Origin of the sequence: Enterococcus sp. (genome assembly GCF_032555305.1) — a bacterium.
GTDB lineage: Bacteria > Bacillota > Bacilli > Lactobacillales > Enterococcaceae > Enterococcus_A.
In genome coordinates this window covers 62,085-81,558 of the sequence record NZ_JAWGOQ010000019.1, presented here as the reverse complement: position 1 = coordinate 81,558, position 19,474 = coordinate 62,085, and the positions used below count along the sequence as shown (strand labels likewise).

General features: G+C 38.7%; 18 protein-coding genes. 2 read left to right on the top strand and 16 right to left on the bottom strand.

Annotation, left to right across the window (positions count from 1 at the left end; translation table 11 throughout):
* The 14 genes from E6139_RS14360 to map all read right to left on the bottom strand — a co-directional run bounded on the left by E6139_RS14360 (position 1) and on the right by map (position 14,357).
* Positions 1 to 1,206, bottom strand: a complete 1,206-nt coding sequence (locus E6139_RS14360; protein ID WP_316403772.1) for an ABC transporter ATP-binding protein — start codon at positions 1,204 to 1,206, stop codon at positions 1 to 3.
* Positions 1,207 to 1,221: 15 nt separating this feature from the next.
* On the bottom strand, positions 1,222 to 2,034 hold the full coding sequence (locus tag E6139_RS14355) for an ABC transporter permease (protein ID WP_316403770.1): 813 nt from the start codon (positions 2,032 to 2,034) through the stop codon (positions 1,222 to 1,224).
* Positions 2,035 to 2,174: 140 nt separating this feature from the next.
* Entirely contained in the window at positions 2,175 to 3,431 is a 1,257-nt protein-coding gene (locus E6139_RS14350) for an EpaQ family protein (protein ID WP_316403768.1), read from the bottom strand.
* 20 nt (positions 3,432 to 3,451) lie between these two features.
* Positions 3,452 to 5,548 (bottom strand): hypothetical protein, encoded by a 2,097-nt coding sequence (locus tag E6139_RS14345; RefSeq protein ID WP_316403766.1) that lies wholly within the window; start codon positions 5,546 to 5,548, stop codon positions 3,452 to 3,454.
* The gene (locus tag E6139_RS14340) at positions 5,529 to 6,377 is read right to left on the bottom strand and encodes a glycosyltransferase (protein ID WP_316403765.1); all 849 of its coding nucleotides are present in this window, start codon (positions 6,375 to 6,377) and stop codon (positions 5,529 to 5,531) included. The genes E6139_RS14345 and E6139_RS14340 overlap by 20 nt, the downstream gene beginning before the upstream one ends.
* A 22-nt stretch (positions 6,378 to 6,399) precedes the next feature.
* Entirely contained in the window at positions 6,400 to 7,245 is an 846-nt protein-coding gene (rfbD, locus tag E6139_RS14335; RefSeq protein ID WP_316403764.1) for a dTDP-4-dehydrorhamnose reductase, read from the bottom strand.
* Positions 7,246 to 7,317: 72 nt separating this feature from the next.
* Positions 7,318 to 8,346 carry a dTDP-glucose 4,6-dehydratase gene (gene rfbB / locus E6139_RS14330; protein ID WP_316403763.1) on the bottom strand — a complete coding sequence of 343 codons (1,029 nt, stop codon included), beginning with the start codon at positions 8,344 to 8,346 and terminating at the stop codon, positions 7,318 to 7,320.
* Between the two features lie 13 nt (positions 8,347 to 8,359).
* Positions 8,360 to 8,932 (bottom strand): dTDP-4-dehydrorhamnose 3,5-epimerase, encoded by a 573-nt coding sequence (rfbC, locus tag E6139_RS14325; RefSeq protein ID WP_316403783.1) that lies wholly within the window; start codon positions 8,930 to 8,932, stop codon positions 8,360 to 8,362.
* An 11-nt stretch (positions 8,933 to 8,943) separates the two neighbouring features.
* Positions 8,944 to 9,813 carry a glucose-1-phosphate thymidylyltransferase RfbA gene (gene rfbA / locus E6139_RS14320; protein ID WP_316403762.1) on the bottom strand — a complete coding sequence of 290 codons (870 nt, stop codon included), beginning with the start codon at positions 9,811 to 9,813 and terminating at the stop codon, positions 8,944 to 8,946.
* A gap of 52 nt (positions 9,814 to 9,865) precedes the next feature.
* Positions 9,866 to 10,621: a glycosyltransferase family 2 protein gene (locus tag E6139_RS14315; protein WP_316403760.1), complete on the bottom strand. Its 756-nt coding sequence runs from the start codon at positions 10,619 to 10,621 to the stop codon at positions 9,866 to 9,868.
* A gap of 14 nt (positions 10,622 to 10,635) precedes the next feature.
* The gene (locus E6139_RS14310; RefSeq protein ID WP_316403781.1) at positions 10,636 to 11,430 is read right to left on the bottom strand and encodes a glycosyltransferase; all 795 of its coding nucleotides are present in this window, start codon (positions 11,428 to 11,430) and stop codon (positions 10,636 to 10,638) included.
* 15 nt (positions 11,431 to 11,445) lie between these two features.
* Positions 11,446 to 12,564 (bottom strand): MraY family glycosyltransferase, encoded by a 1,119-nt coding sequence (locus tag E6139_RS14305; protein ID WP_316403758.1) that lies wholly within the window; start codon positions 12,562 to 12,564, stop codon positions 11,446 to 11,448.
* Positions 12,565 to 12,653: 89 nt separating this feature from the next.
* Positions 12,654 to 13,577 carry a YihY/virulence factor BrkB family protein gene (locus E6139_RS14300; RefSeq protein ID WP_316403756.1) on the bottom strand — a complete coding sequence of 308 codons (924 nt, stop codon included), beginning with the start codon at positions 13,575 to 13,577 and terminating at the stop codon, positions 12,654 to 12,656.
* Between the two features lie 15 nt (positions 13,578 to 13,592).
* Entirely contained in the window at positions 13,593 to 14,357 is a 765-nt protein-coding gene (map, locus tag E6139_RS14295; protein WP_316403755.1) for a type I methionyl aminopeptidase, read from the bottom strand.
* Between the two features lie 289 nt (positions 14,358 to 14,646).
* Here map and E6139_RS14290 point away from each other — a divergent pair, with 289 nt between their 5' ends.
* Positions 14,647 to 15,090 (top strand): flavodoxin, encoded by a 444-nt coding sequence (locus E6139_RS14290; RefSeq protein WP_316403754.1) that lies wholly within the window; start codon positions 14,647 to 14,649, stop codon positions 15,088 to 15,090.
* A gap of 158 nt (positions 15,091 to 15,248) precedes the next feature.
* A complete protein-coding gene (locus E6139_RS14285; protein WP_316403753.1) occupies positions 15,249 to 16,487 on the top strand; it encodes an aminopeptidase in 1,239 nt (412 codons plus the stop codon).
* A 144-nt stretch (positions 16,488 to 16,631) separates the two neighbouring features.
* Here the strand turns inward: E6139_RS14285 and E6139_RS14280 are convergent, their stop codons facing one another.
* The gene (locus E6139_RS14280; RefSeq protein ID WP_316403751.1) at positions 16,632 to 17,972 is read right to left on the bottom strand and encodes a 6-phospho-beta-glucosidase; all 1,341 of its coding nucleotides are present in this window, start codon (positions 17,970 to 17,972) and stop codon (positions 16,632 to 16,634) included.
* 34 nt (positions 17,973 to 18,006) lie between these two features.
* Complete coding sequence (locus E6139_RS14275; protein ID WP_316403750.1) at positions 18,007 to 19,413, bottom strand: PTS sugar transporter subunit IIC; 1,407 nt, start codon at positions 19,411 to 19,413, stop codon at positions 18,007 to 18,009.
* Between the last annotated feature and the right edge of the window lie 61 nt (positions 19,414 to 19,474).

The following is a 19,474-nucleotide window of genomic DNA, read 5'->3' as shown; positions in this document are numbered from 1 at the left end:
TTAAATCGTTTCCTTCCACTTATGATCCAAAACGACGATGCCTTCGCCGACATACTTACCAGAGATGAACATGGTTAAATATCTAGTTTTATAGACTAATGGCACAGTTGCATTTTCTTCAAATAGTGCGACATCGAAGTAGTATTCGCCACCTAAAAGAGCCATTTTTTCATATTCTAAATAGAAAACATTCTCACCCTTATTCCAAGAAATTGTTTTCTCATCTAATAAGGTATTCAAACCACAAACATAGTTATTATCGACTGTTCGAATAGCTATTCCTAAAACTGGTTTTTTAATGGAATCATCCTTGACATCATACGTCACTTTCACAATCACTTTACTATCTTGTTCAACAATATCTAAAGGCTGTAAATCGCGGTCCAATAATTCAGCTGATTTTACTTCCACAATGTCATAAGCCGAAAATTCCTCTGAGGCTGAATTTTCACGATCGACAGTTTTCAATGATTTCTTCTTCAGGAAGTTTTCATAGTCTTCGGTGATCTCCATCGTTTCACCTTCTGCTTCAACCACACCGTTCTTTAACCAATAGACACGATCACAAAAACGACGAACAGCGTTCACATCATGAGAAACGAATAGAATTGTTTTTCCGGCATTGCGCAGCTCTGTAAATTTTTCCATACATTTTAGCTGGAATTCCAAGTCTCCCACCGCCAAAGCTTCATCGACAATCAAAATATCAGGATCAACATTGATGGCTACTGCAAAAGCAAGTCGCACAAACATCCCACTTGAATAGGTTTTGACCGGCTGGTACAAATGGTCGCCAATATCTGCGAAGTTAATAATATCATCAACCTTCTCAGCCATTTCTTCACGAGAAAAGCCTAAGACCATCCCATTTAGAAAAATATTTTCATAACCACTGTATTCTGGATTGAAGCCTGAACCGAGCTCTAATAATGCTGCGATATTTCCTTCAATCTTTACTTCGCCGTCAGAAGGCGTCAGCACACCAGTGATGATTTTTAGGATCGTTGATTTACCAGAACCATTTTCCCCAATAAAGCCGATCATTTCACCTTTTTTCACTTCAACATTGACATCATTCAAAGCGTAAAAAACTTCATGATAGGTCTTTCTTGTAGGACTTAAAGCTTCCTTCAAACGATCAGAGGGCTTTTTATACATATCATATTTTTTTGTTAAATGGTTGATTTCGATTACTGTTTCTGTCATTTTGCTTTAATCTCCTTATAGAACATCAGAAAAATGTGGTTTCAAGCGTTTGAAGACGATGCTGCCGACCACTAATAGAATCAAGGTCACGACCCAGAAATAGATCGTTAATAACGGTTTTTCCCAAAACCACTGCTCACCAAAAAATGCGTCCCGATAGCCTTGGACAACATAAAACATTGGATTAAACTTTAGAATAAATTGAATTGTTGGATGCGCCGCAAATTGGTTAATACTCCATAAGACGGGAGTTCCCCACATCAATGCTTGCATAATAACACCAATAAATTGATTGATGTCTGGGAAGAAAGGTTGGATTGAAGAAGTGATCCATGTCAATCCAGTCAAGAACATCATCATCGCGAATAGATAGTAGAAAATTTGCAGCATATGCAAGCCCGGTACCACCTGATTGAAAAGTGCTACGATTACCGCAATCACGATGAAAAAGACATGCATAAACATCCCTGAAAACAGTTTTACAGATGGCAAGATACGAATATTAAAGACAACTTTTTTTACTAAATAGCTGTATTCACGAAAGACATTCGTACCGGAACCTAATACTTCAGAAAAATACATCCACGGTACTAACCCAGTTAACAGAAATACTAGGAAGGGATACTTTCCATCAGTCATAGCCGCTTTAAATCCGACACCGAATACAAACCAATAAGTCACCACCATCACCAGAGGGTTGGCAAAAGCCCAGAAAATACCTAAGGCAGATCCAGCATAACGTGCTTTAAAATCATTAACAGAAAATTGTTTTAATAAGGTACGGTTTTGAAAAATTTCTTTAAAAAAACTCAGTAAGTCTTTGAACATTTTTTTTCCTCTCATCTAACGCTTTATTTATTATTTCTACAGTTGATTAACGTTATTATTCTACAGAAAGATATATGTAAAAGCAAGGTCACAAAAAAAAAGCCTAGACGTTTATCTACATCTAAACTTATTTTTAAGAATTAGCCTCGGCGGCTTCTCCGTGTCAGTCGCGTTTCAGGTTCTTCCTCCTCGGTCGGATCAAAAACATTCACCGAATAATCAAGTGGTACTGCGGTTACTTGATTCTTCTGCCATGCTAATCCTAACAAACAGAAAGTGATCGGAATCCAATAAGGCGCCATCAATGTATCCTCCATTGTTGATTGAAGAAGTATTGCAAAAAAGGCGATAACAAAGCTTAATTGGGTCGCCTGTGTATCTTTGATAATGATCAGCCAAACATTATACAAAATGAATAAGCTCATCAACACTAAACCAACCAAACCAAATTGACCCAATGTCGCATTATAGCTGTTGTGATTGCCTAGAATCTGCGCACCGCGTTTAAACGTGAATGGCGGCATACCTACCCAAAATTGCTGTTTCACTTCGAATAAGGTATCGTAAAAATGTTTCCAAATATCTTCCCGACCAGTAAATAAGTCAATATTGCTAGAATTGGCTAAAAACAACGTCAATGGAAAGATTCCAATCAAAAAGATGCTGTAGCCAAGGCCATAGCCCCATTTGACTGTTGTTTTCAAAAAGCTTGGCCATAAGTCAAAGAAAACAAAAAATACCACTGCAATGAAGGCTGCTTGAGATTGGACAACCCATGTACAAGCCAATGCAATCAAATAGATTGGATATTTCGCAATATTTGCCCAAGTCCATTCAAGTGATTGCAATAGCGTCACAACCAAGAAGCTTGAACACATTACACTACTGCCAATTGTGTTCGTATTGATCCAGATTTCTTGCAGCTTATTGCTCTTATCCCAAATACTTATCCCTGCAGGAGGCGTGGGAATTTCTGTAAAAATACGAAAAGCAGTGATCAATAAAACTACAAATATTAAGACAGCGAATACCAGTCGCAAACTTTTTGTAAATTCAACGAGTTTAAAATCCAGTACAACAAAGATAATCAGAGCAATTGTTATATCTTGCAGGAATCCAGCTTGTCTCAATTCGTCAAACTGATGATAAAAGAGGATCGAAAGGATCGCAACTCCGATCCAAATCAGATCGTTCCATTTTAGTTTGTAGCAGTTCAACACTAAGACGATCGTTGCTCCAATCGGCATGTATCGGTTCATATTAGCATAGATATTGAACATTCCTTGTGTCCCAATACCCTTGGTCCAAAGGAAAAAGCACAACAAGGTCATCCCGATCAGAATGGCTGCACTAGCTAAATTCAAAGTTTCTGCTGTGCTCTTTTTCATTCGTTCCATTTTTTTCCTCCGAATTTCAGTTAGTTTATATATTCATCATAGTTCGGTGCTGGTTGAGGAATTTCCTGATAGTTATCCGTTCCGCCGATTGGATCAACGGTCGTTTCTGTACCTACCTCTGCTTGTTCCTCATCAGAAGTGAAAGTCAAACGATAGATAGACCATTCGTCCTTGTCTGGACCATATAATCGGTCAAATTGTGCAAAGTTAAATCTGTTATAGTCTTCCAGCGGACGTTTACTGATTATATATTTGAATCCCAACTTTTTACAATCAGCAAAATTAAGATAAACAGTAAAATTATCAGGTCGATCCAAATGATATCTCGTTGGTTCTGCCACTGCAAAAGCTCGAACATGCGCATAGCGATTATATATTTTTTCATTCTTATGTTTAGGATCGATTTTGTGCCATAACTTCATATCTGGATAAAAGCGCACAGAGTTAATTGTCTTAACACCTAATGCAGGTGCAAAATTATAAAGATTGTCTTCCGCCAACCATGTAGCATTTGGATCTTCCTTTTTAATCTTTACTATTTCTTCAGCCAGCGTTTTCTTATCGATTGCACCTGTTCCTTTAACAATCGGATTAACAAAAATTCCCGAAACTAATACAAGCAAAGTCATTGCGAGAATAAACGCTTTTTTCAACTTGTAAAGCAAACAGAACAGAATCAATCCAAAGACAACTAATGTAATAAAAATTTCAAAATTATTGAAATACAATCCCATCACGGAGGTCAACACTGAATGAGTTGCCAACGCCATAATAAGTCCTAGAAAAATCAATTTGAGCCAGCCTGGAACTTTTACATACTCCCAAAAGAAGTTAATCATCCAGAGAGATAATAAAACAGCACCGAAGCCTAAAGTCACTAATCCGCGTGTGTTAGTAACATAGGTCAACATCAACGCTTTGGCGATTCCGTGACTGTAGCCAAAGAATGTCCAGCCAAAAATAAAGCAACAGAATAGAAGTATAATTACACCTTTGTATTTTTCTTCTTTGCCTTGTTTGGAAAAAAATATAAAGGGTGATAAGAGTAAAGTCAATGGCAAGAAGTTGAAGTAAGATGCAACTTCCCCGTTGTTTGTACCTTGGAAACTGAAATCATCAAAGGGAATTTTCCAGTTCGTCAAGAATAAAAAGTAGTCAGATGGAGGCAAGCCACCGCCGCCTGCTTCCCGGTGACCAGGATAAATAGTATTCATGGTCGCATCAATTGCATCTTTAGACATGCTATAAAAATGGAATAGGACAAATCCGATGATTCCCAGTCCACCGATGATGATCGGTAGATCCCAAATATCCAAAACAAGTTTTTTTCGAAAATGAATCAGCGTTCCAAATAACCAGAATAGTATCAAATAAGCTAATGGCACCTGATGGGCTGGATACAATACCAAAACAAACCCTATCCCATTAATGACAATCAAACTCATCATCAATAGCCGTATGAGCTTATTTTCATGTTTCGCGATAAAGTAGTAGCTCGCTACCATAATCGCTAATGTGAAAAACATCAAGTCTCCCACATGCTGCATAAACCACCATTGAATCGATGGAGAAAAAGTAATCCAAAAGGAACCTAGTAAGGATAAATACTTGTTACGTTTCGTTAAGATCATCACCAGTTCAAAGCTCAGAAGAAGCATACCAATGATTTTAAAGCCCCAATAAAAAGATAAGCCTCTTTCCTTACCTAAAAAGAAGAAACCCCAGTTGAAGGGTTTGCCAATCACTGTCAAATCTTTGACTGGTGAATTATAGGCAATGATCATGTTTTGCCCTTCCTTACCGTACTGCTTATTCACTACAGGATAGTCCTGCTCTGTCTGAGAAAAATAAAAAGGGGTTTGTACCATCCATTCATCTGAACGAACCTCTCGATCCTCTCCAAAGATAACATCTGACTTTTTACCGTCACTTCGTTCTGAAACGATTTTATCCCAAGAGCCGATCGAACTCCCATTTAAATTTAGCGCAACGATCAACACAAGAAAAATGATGCCGATTATGTAGCGAAAGCGAATGATTTGATCAAGCACCTGTGAAAGGGGATTCTTTCTTTCCACAGGCACCTCCCTGATCCGCTTATTTGCTCTTGATTCCATTATTTCCTCCTGAAAATAAAAATTTAAGTGTGATTTTTCCGTAATTGAATTTACCAGTTATAATCTGTTTACCTGCACGAAGCAGTAGCTGCCTTTGATAAGAGACGAACAATTGTGTTTTATATAAAGAATAATAGCATTTTTCAGCATTCAAAATCGCATGATAACGAGAATAATTCATATGTTCGGCATAGTTTAACACAGACAACTGATGATTTAACTCATTTGACAGGATATTTATTTGCCTTTTTTCAGCAAAAATACGCCAACTTAACCAATGATCCAAGTAGTCTAATGGAAAATCAAGATTGTAACCGCCCACTTCCCGTAAGAAGCTGACCCTTAACGCAGTCGCTGAATTAATCACCATAATATCCTGTGAATATGTTTGGTTCTTTTTGGGCAAATCTGTATGTAATGGACGTAAGGTGTCGCTGCTAACAGGTGAGATTTGTTGGTCATTATCATGGATCAGTGGAGCTATCGCTACCACCGAATCAGGCAGTTTAGCAGACCTAGCAATCAATTCATTCAGATACTCACTCGTAAGTGTTGTATCTTGATCCAACGTAATCAGCCATTCAGACTCGTTGCTAAGGTTACTTAAAGCATAATTATAAGCTTGTGCCAATCCGACGTTTTTTTCACTGTGATGATACTCAAAACGTCGTTCTAAGTCTTGAGGCTCACTTACCTTATCACTATTATCAAAAATTAGAACACTTCTGATTTCAGAAAAATTTTCGGAGGTGAGAAGGTTGTTCAAACTTGTGATCGTTGACGATTCTGAAGCCGTCATATTATATAAAACTACCACTATTTCAAACAAATTTCTTACCTCCGAAATTTTCTTACTGTTTTTCTTCTAAATCAAGAAAGCTGGTTAGAGCTTCTTGCCACGTTGGAATCTCAAAACCTAACGCTTTGGCTTTGCTTAAATCCATGATTGAATACTGTGGACGAGTGGCTTTTTGCGGATATTCTTCCGATGTTACAGGTGCAACCTCGACATCGGTATCTTTTAGAATTTCTCTTGCGAACTCATACCAAGAACAGCTGTTTTCATTGGATAAATGATATACACCAAATGGTGCGTTTTTCTCAATAACGAAGGTCATGAATTCTGCTAGTGTACGAGTCCATGTTGGACGACCGAATTGATCATTCACGACAGTTAAACGATCATGTGTTTTTGCTAGATTTTGCATTGTGTAGATGAAGTTATGTCCATATATACCAAACACCCAAGAAGTTCTGATGATATAATAATTATCCATCGTTTCTTGCACAGCTTTTTCACCTAATAATTTTGTACGACCGTATTCGCTCAATGGATTCGTTGTATCATCTACTTGATACATGCCATCTTTTTTCTTACCATCAAAAACATAGTCTGTACTAATGTAAATCAAGGTTGAGCCAGCAGCTTTTGCAGCTTCAGCGACATTACGAGTACCCTCTACATTAATTTTCTCATCTAACTCTTTTCCTTCATCTTCTGCTTTATCAACAGCAGTGTACGCTGCACAATGATAAATGATTTCTGGTTTCATATCAGTTATAAATTTGTCCGTAGCTTCTTTATCAGTGATATCGAGTTGATCAGCATCTGTTGAAACATATTCGAGCTTCTTTTCATCTAATAGATGGCGCAGCTCTGTTCCTAGCTGCCCATGTCCGCCTGTAATTAAGATCATCTGTATCTGCTCCTTCAGTGTTCTTATTTTTCTCAAAAATAGGCAGGTTATCCCTGCCTAATTCAATTAATATTATTGGCCGTTTTTCGCGTAATTGCTCTCTACAGCTTCTTTTTCAGCTTTCCACCAATCTTCGTGCTCTGTGTACCATTTAATCGTGTCTTTCATACCAGCACGAAAGTTAGTGAATTCTGGTGTCCAGCCTAATTCATCTCGTAATTTTGTTGAATCAATCGCATAACGCAGATCGTGTCCTGCACGGTCTTTCACGTGATCGTAAGCATCTTTTGACTGACCCATTTCTTCTAAAATGATTTCCATTACAGTTTTGTTGTCTTCTTCGCCATCGGCACCAATCAAATAGGTTTCGCCGATTTTTCCTTTTGTCAAAATCGCCCAGACAGCAGAAGAATGATCGTTCGTATGAATCCAATCACGGACATTTTTGCCGTCCCCGTAAAGTTTTGGACGAATGCCACTCAAAATATTCGTGATCTGACGAGGAATAAACTTCTCAATATGTTGATAAGGACCATAATTGTTTGAACAATTAGAAATCGTTGCTTGTAATCCAAAGGAACGGACCCAAGCTTTGACTAATAAGTCTGAACCTGCTTTAGTAGATGAATATGGGCTTGAAGGATTGTAAGGTGTTTCGGCAGTAAATTTCTCGCCCTCACCTTCACCATGCCCTGGCAAATCTTCTCTTAGCGGAAGGTCTCCATAAACTTCGTCTGTTGAAACATGGTGGTAACGAACATTATACTTACGACACGCTTCAATCAACGTATAAGTTCCAATGATGTTCGTTTGCACAAATGGAAATGGATCTTTCAATGAGTTGTCATTATGAGATTCAGCCGCATAATGAACAACTGCATCTGTATTTTTCACTAATCGATCTACCAACTCTGCATCAGCTATGTCGCCAACAACTAATTCCACACGCTCTGCTGGAAGACCGGCTAAATTTTCCTTATTGCCGGCGTAGGTTAATTTATCTAAAACTGTTACGTGAACTTCTGGATGATTGTTTATGACATAGTGAACGAAATTTGAGCCGATAAAGCCCGCTCCGCCAGTTACGATAATGTTTTTCATCTTGTCTACTCCTTTATATCTCACCGTATACGAAAGGATTCTCAGCTTCAAATTCTTTCAAGGTTGGTTGTTTGGCATCTTTTTCTGATGTAATTGCCTTTTCGATATCGATCGGCCAGTCAATTGCTAAATCAGGATCCGCAAATGAAATACCGCCGTCCGCTTCTGCATCATAGTAGTTATCACATTTGTACATGAAGTTGACGTTTGGCGTCAATGTGACAAATCCATGAGCGTATCCACGAGGAACTAATAATTGGCGGTGATTATGTTCAGAAAGGATGTAACCTTCCCACTTACCATAGGTTGGGCTTCCTTTTCGGATATCAACGATTACATCAAGGACCGCGCCAGTTACAACACGAATCAATTTGGTTTGTGCTGATTTGCCCTTCTGAAAATGCAGACCACGTAATACGCCTGCTTCACTCGATAAGGAATGATTGTCTTGAATAAAGTCAAAATCGATGCCTGCTTCTTTAAAATCTTCTACTGAAAAGCTTTCGGTAAAAAATCCGCGATGATCACCGAAAACAGCTGTTTCAACAATTTTTACATCTGTTAAATTTGTTTCTGTTACTTTAATTTTCCCCATGATTAATCCTCTTTTGCTAAACGTAATAAGTATTGTCCATATTGGTTTTTCTTCAACGGCTGCGCTAATTCAATCAGATCCTCTTTGGAAATGTAACCCATCCGATAAGAAATCTCTTCCAAGCATGCGACTTTCAAATTTTGACGTTTTTCAATCGTCGAAATAAACGTTGATGCTTCTAATAATGATTCATGTGTTCCGGTATCTAACCACGCAAATCCTCGACTCATGACTTCAACAGATAATTTGTTACGTTTCAAATACTCTTTGTTAACATCAGTGATCTCTAATTCACCGCGTTCTGAAGGTTCGATGTTTTTTGCGATTTCTACCACATCATTGTCGTAAAAATATAATCCGGTCACAGCATAATGTGATTTCGGCTGTTCTGGTTTTTCTTCAATCGAAACAGCCTGCATATCGTCGTCGAATTCTACGACCCCAAAGCGTTCAGGATCATTCACGTGGTAACCAAAAACAGTGGCACCTTCAGTTTTCTTAGCCGCACGTTGCAGCATACGAGACAAACCATCGCCGTAATAGATATTGTCACCTAATACTAAGCAGACACTATCATTACCAATAAATTTCTCACCGATAATAAATGCTTGAGCCAATCCATCTGGGCTTTCCTGAACAGCATATTCGATATGGATACCTAATTCATGTCCATTTCCAAAAAGATTTTCAAATCTAGGCGTATCCTGTGGTGTAGAAATAATCAAAATTTCATCGATCCCTGCCAACATCAAGGTAGACATTGGATAGTAGATCATCGGTTTGTCATAAACCGGCATTAATTGTTTCGAAGTTGCCTTTGTTAAAGGATACAAGCGCGTTCCGCTTCCTCCAGCTAAAATGATTCCTTTCATGATTACGCTCCTTTTTTAATGCATACGAACATATTATACCTGATGTTAGGTATTAGAAAAATCGTTTTGCTACTTTTTTTTTGATTTCTTTTATTCTTTTTCTTACTAATTGCAGTGCGTTCCAACGCCATTTGAATTGCTGGACCTTTGAAGCTGTCGTCTTTATTTCAGAAGCATTCAAGCCATGCCGGCGATAATAAACCAGTTGATCTGGAATAAATGTGACACCACGATAATAATCTGCCAATAACCCAATCCACATATCGTGCATGGGAACAGTTGGCGGAATCGGTAAAATAATTTTCTTTAGCTCTGCACGAAACGCCATTCCCGCACCGATATAGCTGCTCTTCACTAGATTATGCCAAAATCCATGATGTGTATGACGCAACGATTGATAAGATGGTACCAGTACTTCGAAGTCGTTATCAACAATGATCAAATCAGAAACAACCACCTTTGTCTTCGGATTGTCAAAGTATGGCATTGTCTTAGCAATTTTGTTTGGATGCCAAACATCATCCTGATCACTTAGAAAAATAATTGGGTGTGTACTTTTTTCAATTGCATTTGAAAAATTCGCGATCAACCCTTTTCCTTGATTTTGAAAAAGTCTGATGCGCGAATCCTTTGCTTTTAAATCTAATAAAAATTCCCACGTCCCATCAGTTGAATGGTCGTCGGAAATAATCAGCTCATCATATTCTGAAAGTTGTGGGAAGATGCTGTTCAATTGTTCTTCAATAAAGTGTCGGCCATTGTACGTTGCCATACAAACCGAAATTCGCTTCTTGGATTGCTTTTGCATTCCCTACCTCCAATTTAAAAAAATTGCCAGCCCCATTTTTGAAAATACTTTCTCATGGACTGTAAGAAAATTAAAAATAATTTTTTGCTTTTAACAGCTCCACGTTCGTACAAGTGAATCACTGTAAATTGGGGACTGTAAACCGCTTGGTATCCCGCTTGTTCCATCTTACGGCAAAGATCATTGTCCTCAAAATACATAAAGTAACGAGCATCAAAGCCTTCAATCTCCTTGAATCTAGCGAGATCCACTACCATAAAACTACCGGAAATCATTCGTACAAAACTATCTTGCTCATCAGGTAAATCACGACACTCAAATTTCGCTAAACGTTTATCAAACAGCTTTTTAACAAACTTAAATGGAATGAAACGTAGCATATAATCAAATACATCTAAATGGTTGCGAATTAAAAATTGAGTCGTTCCATCTTCATTTAAAATTTTCGGAGCTAAAAGACCACAATCAGAATAATCTGCCAAATGCTTGACCATCTCTAATAAATGATTTTCTGTGAGAATGATATCTGGATTGAAAATGATCCCGTACCCATCAGTTTCTAAAAGATTTGCATTATGTCCAAACCCAAAACCTTTATTTTGCTCATGAAACTCAATGGCAATAAAGGGATAAGCAAGGTATTTTTTCAAACGTTCGCGATAATTCGGTTCCGAAGCATTGTCAAAAATTCTGATCCGAATCCGCGAATTCTCACCTAGTGTTTCTATTAATGAATCCATACTCAAAAAAATCTTATCACTATTATGGGTCACAATGCTGATAGTCACATTAAGTTCATTCACATTCATAACGGACAACAACACTCATTTCTTGAAATATTTATGCAGCACTTGAGAACGGTATTCCTTATTGCCGAAAAAGTGGAAACTTTTGGTGATTATGCCATATTTTTCAGGAATCAAGCCAATCAATTCCAATAAGAATGTCAAGGCAAAAACCATTGCAATAATCAAAACAATTGTTCCTACGCGGCTTGTATAATTAAGTAATAATGCAGTAAATGAGAACAACACCGCAATCGCGTATATTGTTAAGACCGCTCCGCGATGCGTAAAACCTAAATTCAGCAACCGATGGTGCAGGTGCTGCTTATCGGCGACAGAAATCGGCATATTCTTTGATCTCCGGCGAACCATCGCAAAGAATGTATCCGTTACTGGAACACCAAGAATGATCAATGGTGTAATCAAAGAAATAAAGGTAACATTTTTTAATCCTTGTAAAGAAAGGACAGCGACCATGAAGCCTAAAAAGAGTGCACCTGTGTCGCCAAGATAAATCTTGGCGGGATGAAAATTATAAGGAAAGAATCCTAATATACTAGCTACTAAGCAAAAAATGATTAAAGAGATAAACGTTTGAGAAGAATGCAGGAAGAAGTACCCGATCACACCAATCGTTGTCAATCCTATGATCGACACTCCAGAAGCAAGGCCGTCCAATCCATCAATCAAATTCATCGCGTTCGTTATACCAAAGATCCAAAACAAAGTCGCAGGCAAACTTAACCATTCTAAGTTGATTCGACCAAATAACGGGGCTGTAAAGAAATCAAAACGAATATCCGCATAAAAATAGATGACTAACCCTGCTAACAGTATCCCAACACTTTTCTGCCTGGGGGTCAGCTCATACTTATCGTCCAAAAGACCAGTAAGTACAATGATTAATCCGCCGATTAGGATTTTGCTAATATAATCAAAAGGAATCACACCGCGAAATAAAATTAACGACGAGATAGCAAAAGTAATGAAAATTGGCAAGCCACCTGCACTAGGCATCGGCACTTGGTTCATTCGACGGGCATTTGGATTGTCGACTAACCCTGTCTGTACCGAAATTATTTTGAAAATCGGGGTCAAAATCAAGGAAATCAAGAACGTTAAAAAGTACTTAATAATCAACCCGAATGATACTAACATATTGCCACCTGCCTTTTTACTAAAAATTATTATATCGGATTCAACATTCTTTACAAGGTTCTTCAGGAAACTTACAAAAAATCTTGAGATTATTTTTTCTTTTTAAAGAATCGATCTTTCAATTCATTGAACCATTTATTGACTCGATTTGAACCCTCTTTAACTTCTTGCCCTGTGCGGTATTCTTCAATCGCTACATTCAGCACACCACCTAAAATAATGATCGTTGCCGCAAAATTCAGCCAAAACATCAACACGATAAAACTTCCGATAATCTGATAACCTGAAACACGTTGTGCGAATGTTTGTGCATAGATACTGAATCCTTGGGCTAAAACGATCCAACCGATCGTAGCAAAGACAGTACCTGGCAGCGCGTATTTGATTCGAACATGGGCATTTGGAATAACGATATATAAGCCTCCTAAAATAACCAACAGTCCGATCAATGTTACCGGCCAGCGCAAGGCTAAGAATGTTTCAATAATATCTGGTGAAAAACGTAATAATTGCTGTAATGCATCTAAAATCACCTGCCCCGCGCTGAAAAACAACGCAACTGCGATGATGGCCATCATTAGAATGCCGACAATCCCGACCGAAACGATTCGGCTAATCACAAAATTACCTCGATCCTCAACACCGTATGCTCGATTCAAAGCTGTTTGTAAAGCATTAATCCCTCGACTAGAAGACCATAATGCTGCCAAAACGGAAATAGACAGCATGCCTCCAGAAGTGCTTTCTAATAAGCTGATGATTGCTGGTTTTAAAAAGCTGAAGACATTTGGCGGTATTGCTTCACTTAGATAGGGCAAAACTGTTTCAGGTGTAATATTGAAGTATGGCAATAGATTTCCGACGATAATCAAGATTGGGAAAAAGGACAGCAACAAATAATAGGCAACTACCACTGAGCGGTCGCCTATTTCTGTCTCTGCTAAATGTTTTTGGATCGATTGGATAAAACTCATTAGTTTTTTATTATCTTTAATTTTATCTATTGGTCCCATAAAAACCTCGTCGTCCTAATATGTTCCTTCTTCACCTTGTGAAGTCAAAATTTTTGGTCCTTCTTTTGTGATTGCCAGCGTATGTTCGTATTGGGCACACCAGCCGCCATCGCGAGTGTAAGCAGTCCACCCATTAGGGTCCATTTTCATTTGCCATACACCGGTATTGATCATCGGCTCAATAGTAATGACCATTCCTTCTTTTAAGCGCAACCCTTTTCCAGCCACACCATAATGAGGAATCGCTGGCTCTTCATGGATTGTTGGTCCAATGCCGTGACCAACAAAATCACGGACAACTGAAAAGCCTTCGCCCTCCGCATAAGTTTGGATCGCATGACCAATATCTCCAATACGATTTCCCACCTGGGCCTGTTCAATTCCTAAATACATTGCCTTTTTAGTAACTTCCATTAAACGTTTTATCTCAGGTGATACTTCTCCAACGGCGTATGACCAGCAAGAATCAGACATCGCTCCCTTATATTCAACACACATATCAACCTTAATTAAGTCACCATTTTTCAAAGGTTTCTTTCTTGGGAAACCGTGACAGATTTCGTCATTGATACTGCAACAAGTCGCATACTCATAGCCCTCAAAACCGATTTGAGCCGCTATTCCGCCATGACTTTCAATAAAGTTTCTGACGAATTTTTCAATTTCCATACTTGTAACACCTGGTTTTATAAAATCCCGTAAATGGCGATGAACATCAGCCAATAATTCGCCTGATTCATTCATCATTTCAATTTCACGGGGTGATTTTAATGTAATCATGTTCTCGTCTCCTATTCAGACCGTTATATTCATTTTTTCATCTTGTCTATTTTAACATAACCCTATAAAGCGAACAAATGGTTAGAGAGCAGTCATTTCCTTTTGATTTCTATTTTGATATAATGACCATAAATTTAGCTTAAAGCTATGGATGTGAAGTTAAATTTTCACGATCCGTTAAGAAGAGAAATTATCTTAATAATGCTTTAGCTGAATAATATATGGCATCCTAATTGAGTTAATTTTCCTTGAAAAATTAATTCATTCAAACGAATAAGGGGGAATTATTTTGACACTAGCAAAAATCGTTTATGCCAGCATGACTGGAAATACCGAGGAAATCGCTGATATTGTTGCCGAGGCCTTCGAGAATTTAGATTTAGACGTAGAAATCGATGAATGTACTCAAGTAGAAGCGGAAGATTTTGAAGACGCAGATATTTGTGTCGTCGCAACCTATACATATGGCGAAGGCGATCTACCTGACGAGATTGTCGACTTCTATGAAGATCTGCAAGAGTTGGACTTAAGTGGAAAAATCTTTGGCGTATGTGGATCTGGCGACACTTTTTATGATCAATACTGTAAGTCCGTTGACGACTTTGATGCGGCTTTCGCAAAAACCGGCGCAACACGTGGTGCTGACAGTGTAAAGGTTGAAATGGCAGCAGAAGAAGAAGATATCGAAAACTTAGAAGCCTTCGCAAAAAAAATCGTCGAAGCAGTTTCATAATCACTTTTAGTGATGTACCAAATTATTGGTGCATCTTTTTTAATACAAAATTTGGCAGTTCTACTTTTGTTATTTGTAAATGCAACTATTTCAGTTTATTTAGTATAAAGAAAATCTAAGAAATGCTAATATATGATTAACGAAACGGAGGGATATAGATGGTTTTACCTAATTTTGATACATTACTAAAAAAATACGCCCACTTGATCACAAAAGTTGGAGTAAATATTCAAAAAGAGGATACTGTTGTCGTATACGCTAGTGTTGAACAAGCACGCTTAGCTCGACTGGTTACGAAAGAAGCTTACCAATTAGGCGCGGCAGAAGTCATCGTGCAGTGGAATGATGACGATATCCAACGAGAATTTTTAAGTCACGCAGCGGATGACCGGATCAATGAAGTTCCTGCCTATAAAGTTGATGAAGCAAATACTTTTGCAGAAAAACGAGTGACCCGAATCAGTATTGTTTCTCAAAACCCAGATGCTTTATTGGGCGTTGATACAAAACGTGTGGCTGCGTATCAAGCTGCTCGCGGAAAAGCATTGCAAGCGGTTATGGAAGCAACACAATCAAATAAATTACGTTGGACTGTAGTAGCTGCTGCCAGTCCCGCTTGGGCACAAAAAGTCTTTACAGAGCTTGATTCAAGTGATGAACAAGTGGATAAGCTCTGGGATGAAATATTTAAAACCACACGTATTTATGCTGATGATCCAGTGAAAGCTTGGGAAGAACACGATACTACAATGCGTAAACAAGCAGAACGTCTGAATAATGAACAGTTTTATGCCCTTCATTACACTGCTCCTGGCACGGATATCGTGATTGGATTACCAGAAAATCACGTTTGGGAAGGAGCCGGAAGCTTCGCCGCTGATGGCAAGGAATTCATGGCCAATATGCCAACAGAAGAGGTGTTCACTGCCCCTGATCGCAATCGCGTGGATGGCTATATCACCAGCACAAAACCATTGAGCTATGCTGGAACAACTCTTAACGAAATGAAATTCACATTCAAAGATGGCAAAGTCGTTGAATTTTCCGCAAAAGATGGCACTGATGTTTTAGCCTCATTGTTGGATATCGATGAAGGGGCCAAACACTTGGGCGAAGTTGCCTTAGTCCCTGACCCTTCGCCTATCTCTCAATCAGGGATTACTTTCTTCAATACCTTGTTTGATGAAAATGCATCAAATCACTTAGCTCTCGGGGCTGCTTACCCATTCAGTGTAGAAGGTGGAACCGAAATGACGAAAGCTGAACTAGCAAACGCTGGATTAAATAGCAGCCAAACGCACGTTGATTTCATGGTGGGCTCTGCTCAAATGGATATTGATGGTATTCGAAAAGATGGTTCGACTGTTCCTATTTTTAGAAATGGAGATTGGGCTTAAATTAACCGAACAACACGGGATTTCCGCCTCTAGCTAAAAATGAGGATCAAAATCAGCAAACTGATTTTGATCCTCATTTTTTTCTATTCGCAGTGTCGAAATCACCTTTTATTTCTATTTTTATTCTGGATTTGCCAACTCTTTTTATTCTCTATTTTGCTCAAACCAATCGGCAAATTGTGGCAAATATTTCTGATTTGCCCAAAGCATATCTTTTAAAACGGCAACGGCTTTATCACTGTCATTTACTAATGGATTGATCGTCAATGCTTTTAACACTGCAAGATATTCCCCAGTAACACCGGCATGGATTATCAACTCTTCATACGCCTTCATTAAGGATATTTGTCCTCTAACACTGGTCTCCAGCGCCCCTACAGTTAAAGGTAACGCGCCGCGGTGTGTAACTACACAGTTGCATTCAATCGCCGCATCATTTGGTAAACTGTGGATTGTCCCATTGTTGCGAACATTTACGTAATGGATTTTCCCATCGCCATTATAGATGGAATCAATCAAATTCACGGCCGCTTCACTGTAATGAGCTCCTCCGCGTTCTTCTAACTGCTTAGGCTTGACAGCTAATTCCTCATTTTTATAGAGCTCGAATAATTCTTTTTCTGTTTGAGTTACGACTTCACCGCGAGTTCCCTCTTCCTGAGCCGCGCGTTTGCAGTCGGCAAGCATTTTCTCTCGATTATAGTAGTACTTCAAATAGCCGGCTGGAATCATTCCTACAGCATCTAAAATATCTGCTGGAAATGAAAAATTAGGAATATTTTTCGCAGAGATCTCACTTCCATCTTTGACTTTTTCGATCACTTCTTTGGTGACTTCTTTCCCATGAACATAGATATTTTTCGCAAATACAAAATGATTTAACCCTGAAAATTCAACTGAAACATTTGCTGCCTGGGTATCATATAGTTTTGCGATTTTATTTACAATACCAATTGGAATATTACATAAACCAACAACTTTGATAGTAGAATGTCGCAAAACAGTTTCTGTTATGATTCCTGATGGATTGGTAAAATTAATTAGCCAAGCATCTGGACATAATTCTTCCATATCTTTACAAATATCCAAGATGACCGGGATTGTCCGAAGTGCTTTCATCGCGCCGCCAGCCCCGTTCGTTTCCTGCCCAATCAAATCGTATTTTAATGGAATTTTTTCATCACGAATTCTTGCCGGCAGCAACCCTACGCGAAATTGGGTGGTTACATAGTCAGCATCTTTTAATGCTTCTCGGCGATCCAAGGTTAAATAAATCTTTATATCTGCTCCGGCTTTTTCTACCATACGCTTGGCCAATCCGCCAACGATCGTCAATTTTTCTTTTCCCGCCTCAATATCGACTAAATGGATTTCCTTAATTGGTAAAAGCCCGGCTATTTTTTTTTCGATAAATCCTTCAATAATTTCTGGGGTATAACTGGAGCCCCCGCCGATTGTGACAATTTTTAGTGCATCCTTAGACATTCTTTACTCTCCTTTGTGCTGATTTTTTTACAATTTATACTTGTTCCGTTTGTAACTGAACTTGTTCTTCCTCCATCTCAACCTTTTTTTCTTCCCTAACTTTTTGGTGGTCTAATACTCGGAAAAATGGATAGTAAATCAATACGTTAACAACGATTAACACTAACACGAAGAGTCCAGCGCGATAGTCCATGGTCCCTAATGCTGCCCCAATAGGAGCCGGCGTTGTCCAAGGTGTTTCTATGATTCCTTTTCCAATCCAACCAAAATACATAAAAGCGTAGCCAAAAATCGCATTAATTACAGGTACGAAAATGAAGGGCAGCATCATGATGGGATTTAATACTAGCGGTGTTCCAAAGATCAGCGGCTCATTTATGTTAAAAATCGATGGAATAATCGATATTCTCCCGAGCTTTCTCATTTGCTGTGAGCGGGCGAAAATCATCAAAATAGCTAAAGCCAAGGTAGACCCACCTCCGCCGATCGCAATAATGTATGACCAAAATGGTTGGGTGAAGAAATGTTTCAATGGTTCCCCGCTAGAAAAAGCAGTCGCGTTGGCTACGATATAAGCACTCATGAAGGGCAGACGAACAAATTGCGTAATACTGGCCCCATGAAGTCCAAAAAACCAGAATAACTGAGCCAGAAATGTAATCAAACAAATGCCAAATAGTGAATCCAAACCGTTCATAGCCGGCGCAAGCAACTGCATGATAATTTCCGGAATCAGTTGTCCCTGAGTAATATTTTGAACACCTAAACTAATTCCATAAAATAAACCGACACATAAAAATAACGGTAAAATAGCATCAAAAGAAGCGGCTATTGCTGGCGGTACCCCATCAGGCATTTTGAAACGAATATCTTTTTCAGTCAGAATCCGCATGATCTCTACACAGGTTATACTCACAATGATTGCTGTAAATATCCCTTTTGCATCCAAATATTGCATAGGTAGTGATAATACACCTAAACCGCCAAATTCTTCTGCAGTTATCTTCTCAGACAGTTTGTCTAATGGAACACCTATATGTGAAGGTGCTGAAACGATTAAGAAAGTAACGGTGGACACAATTGAAACATCTAAAGCAGGAAGACCATATTCTTCTGCCAAGTTATGTGCAATAGAAAAAGCGATAAATAACCCCATCAATCCCATACTCAGCATAAACGGCAGCTTTAAGGCAGCCGCATTAGCCTGCGCCCAATCATACCAAGCACTCAAAAGTCCGGTAAAAAATCCGGTACTTTTCATTTGTTCTGGATTAAAAGGCGGTGTGGCAATAATCAAACTTGCCCCACCCATAATGGATAGCGGGATTGCCGACACCATTCCATTTCTTAAAGCTGTTAGGTGGCGTTGCCTTGACAATTTGTTTGCAATAGGTAAAAGACTTCTTTCTGCCACTTGATTAAACTTCTCCATAAAATTCATCTTTTTCATCTCCTTTTTTGTTGTTGCACAAAGTATAACGTTTACATTTCCCTTTAGTATC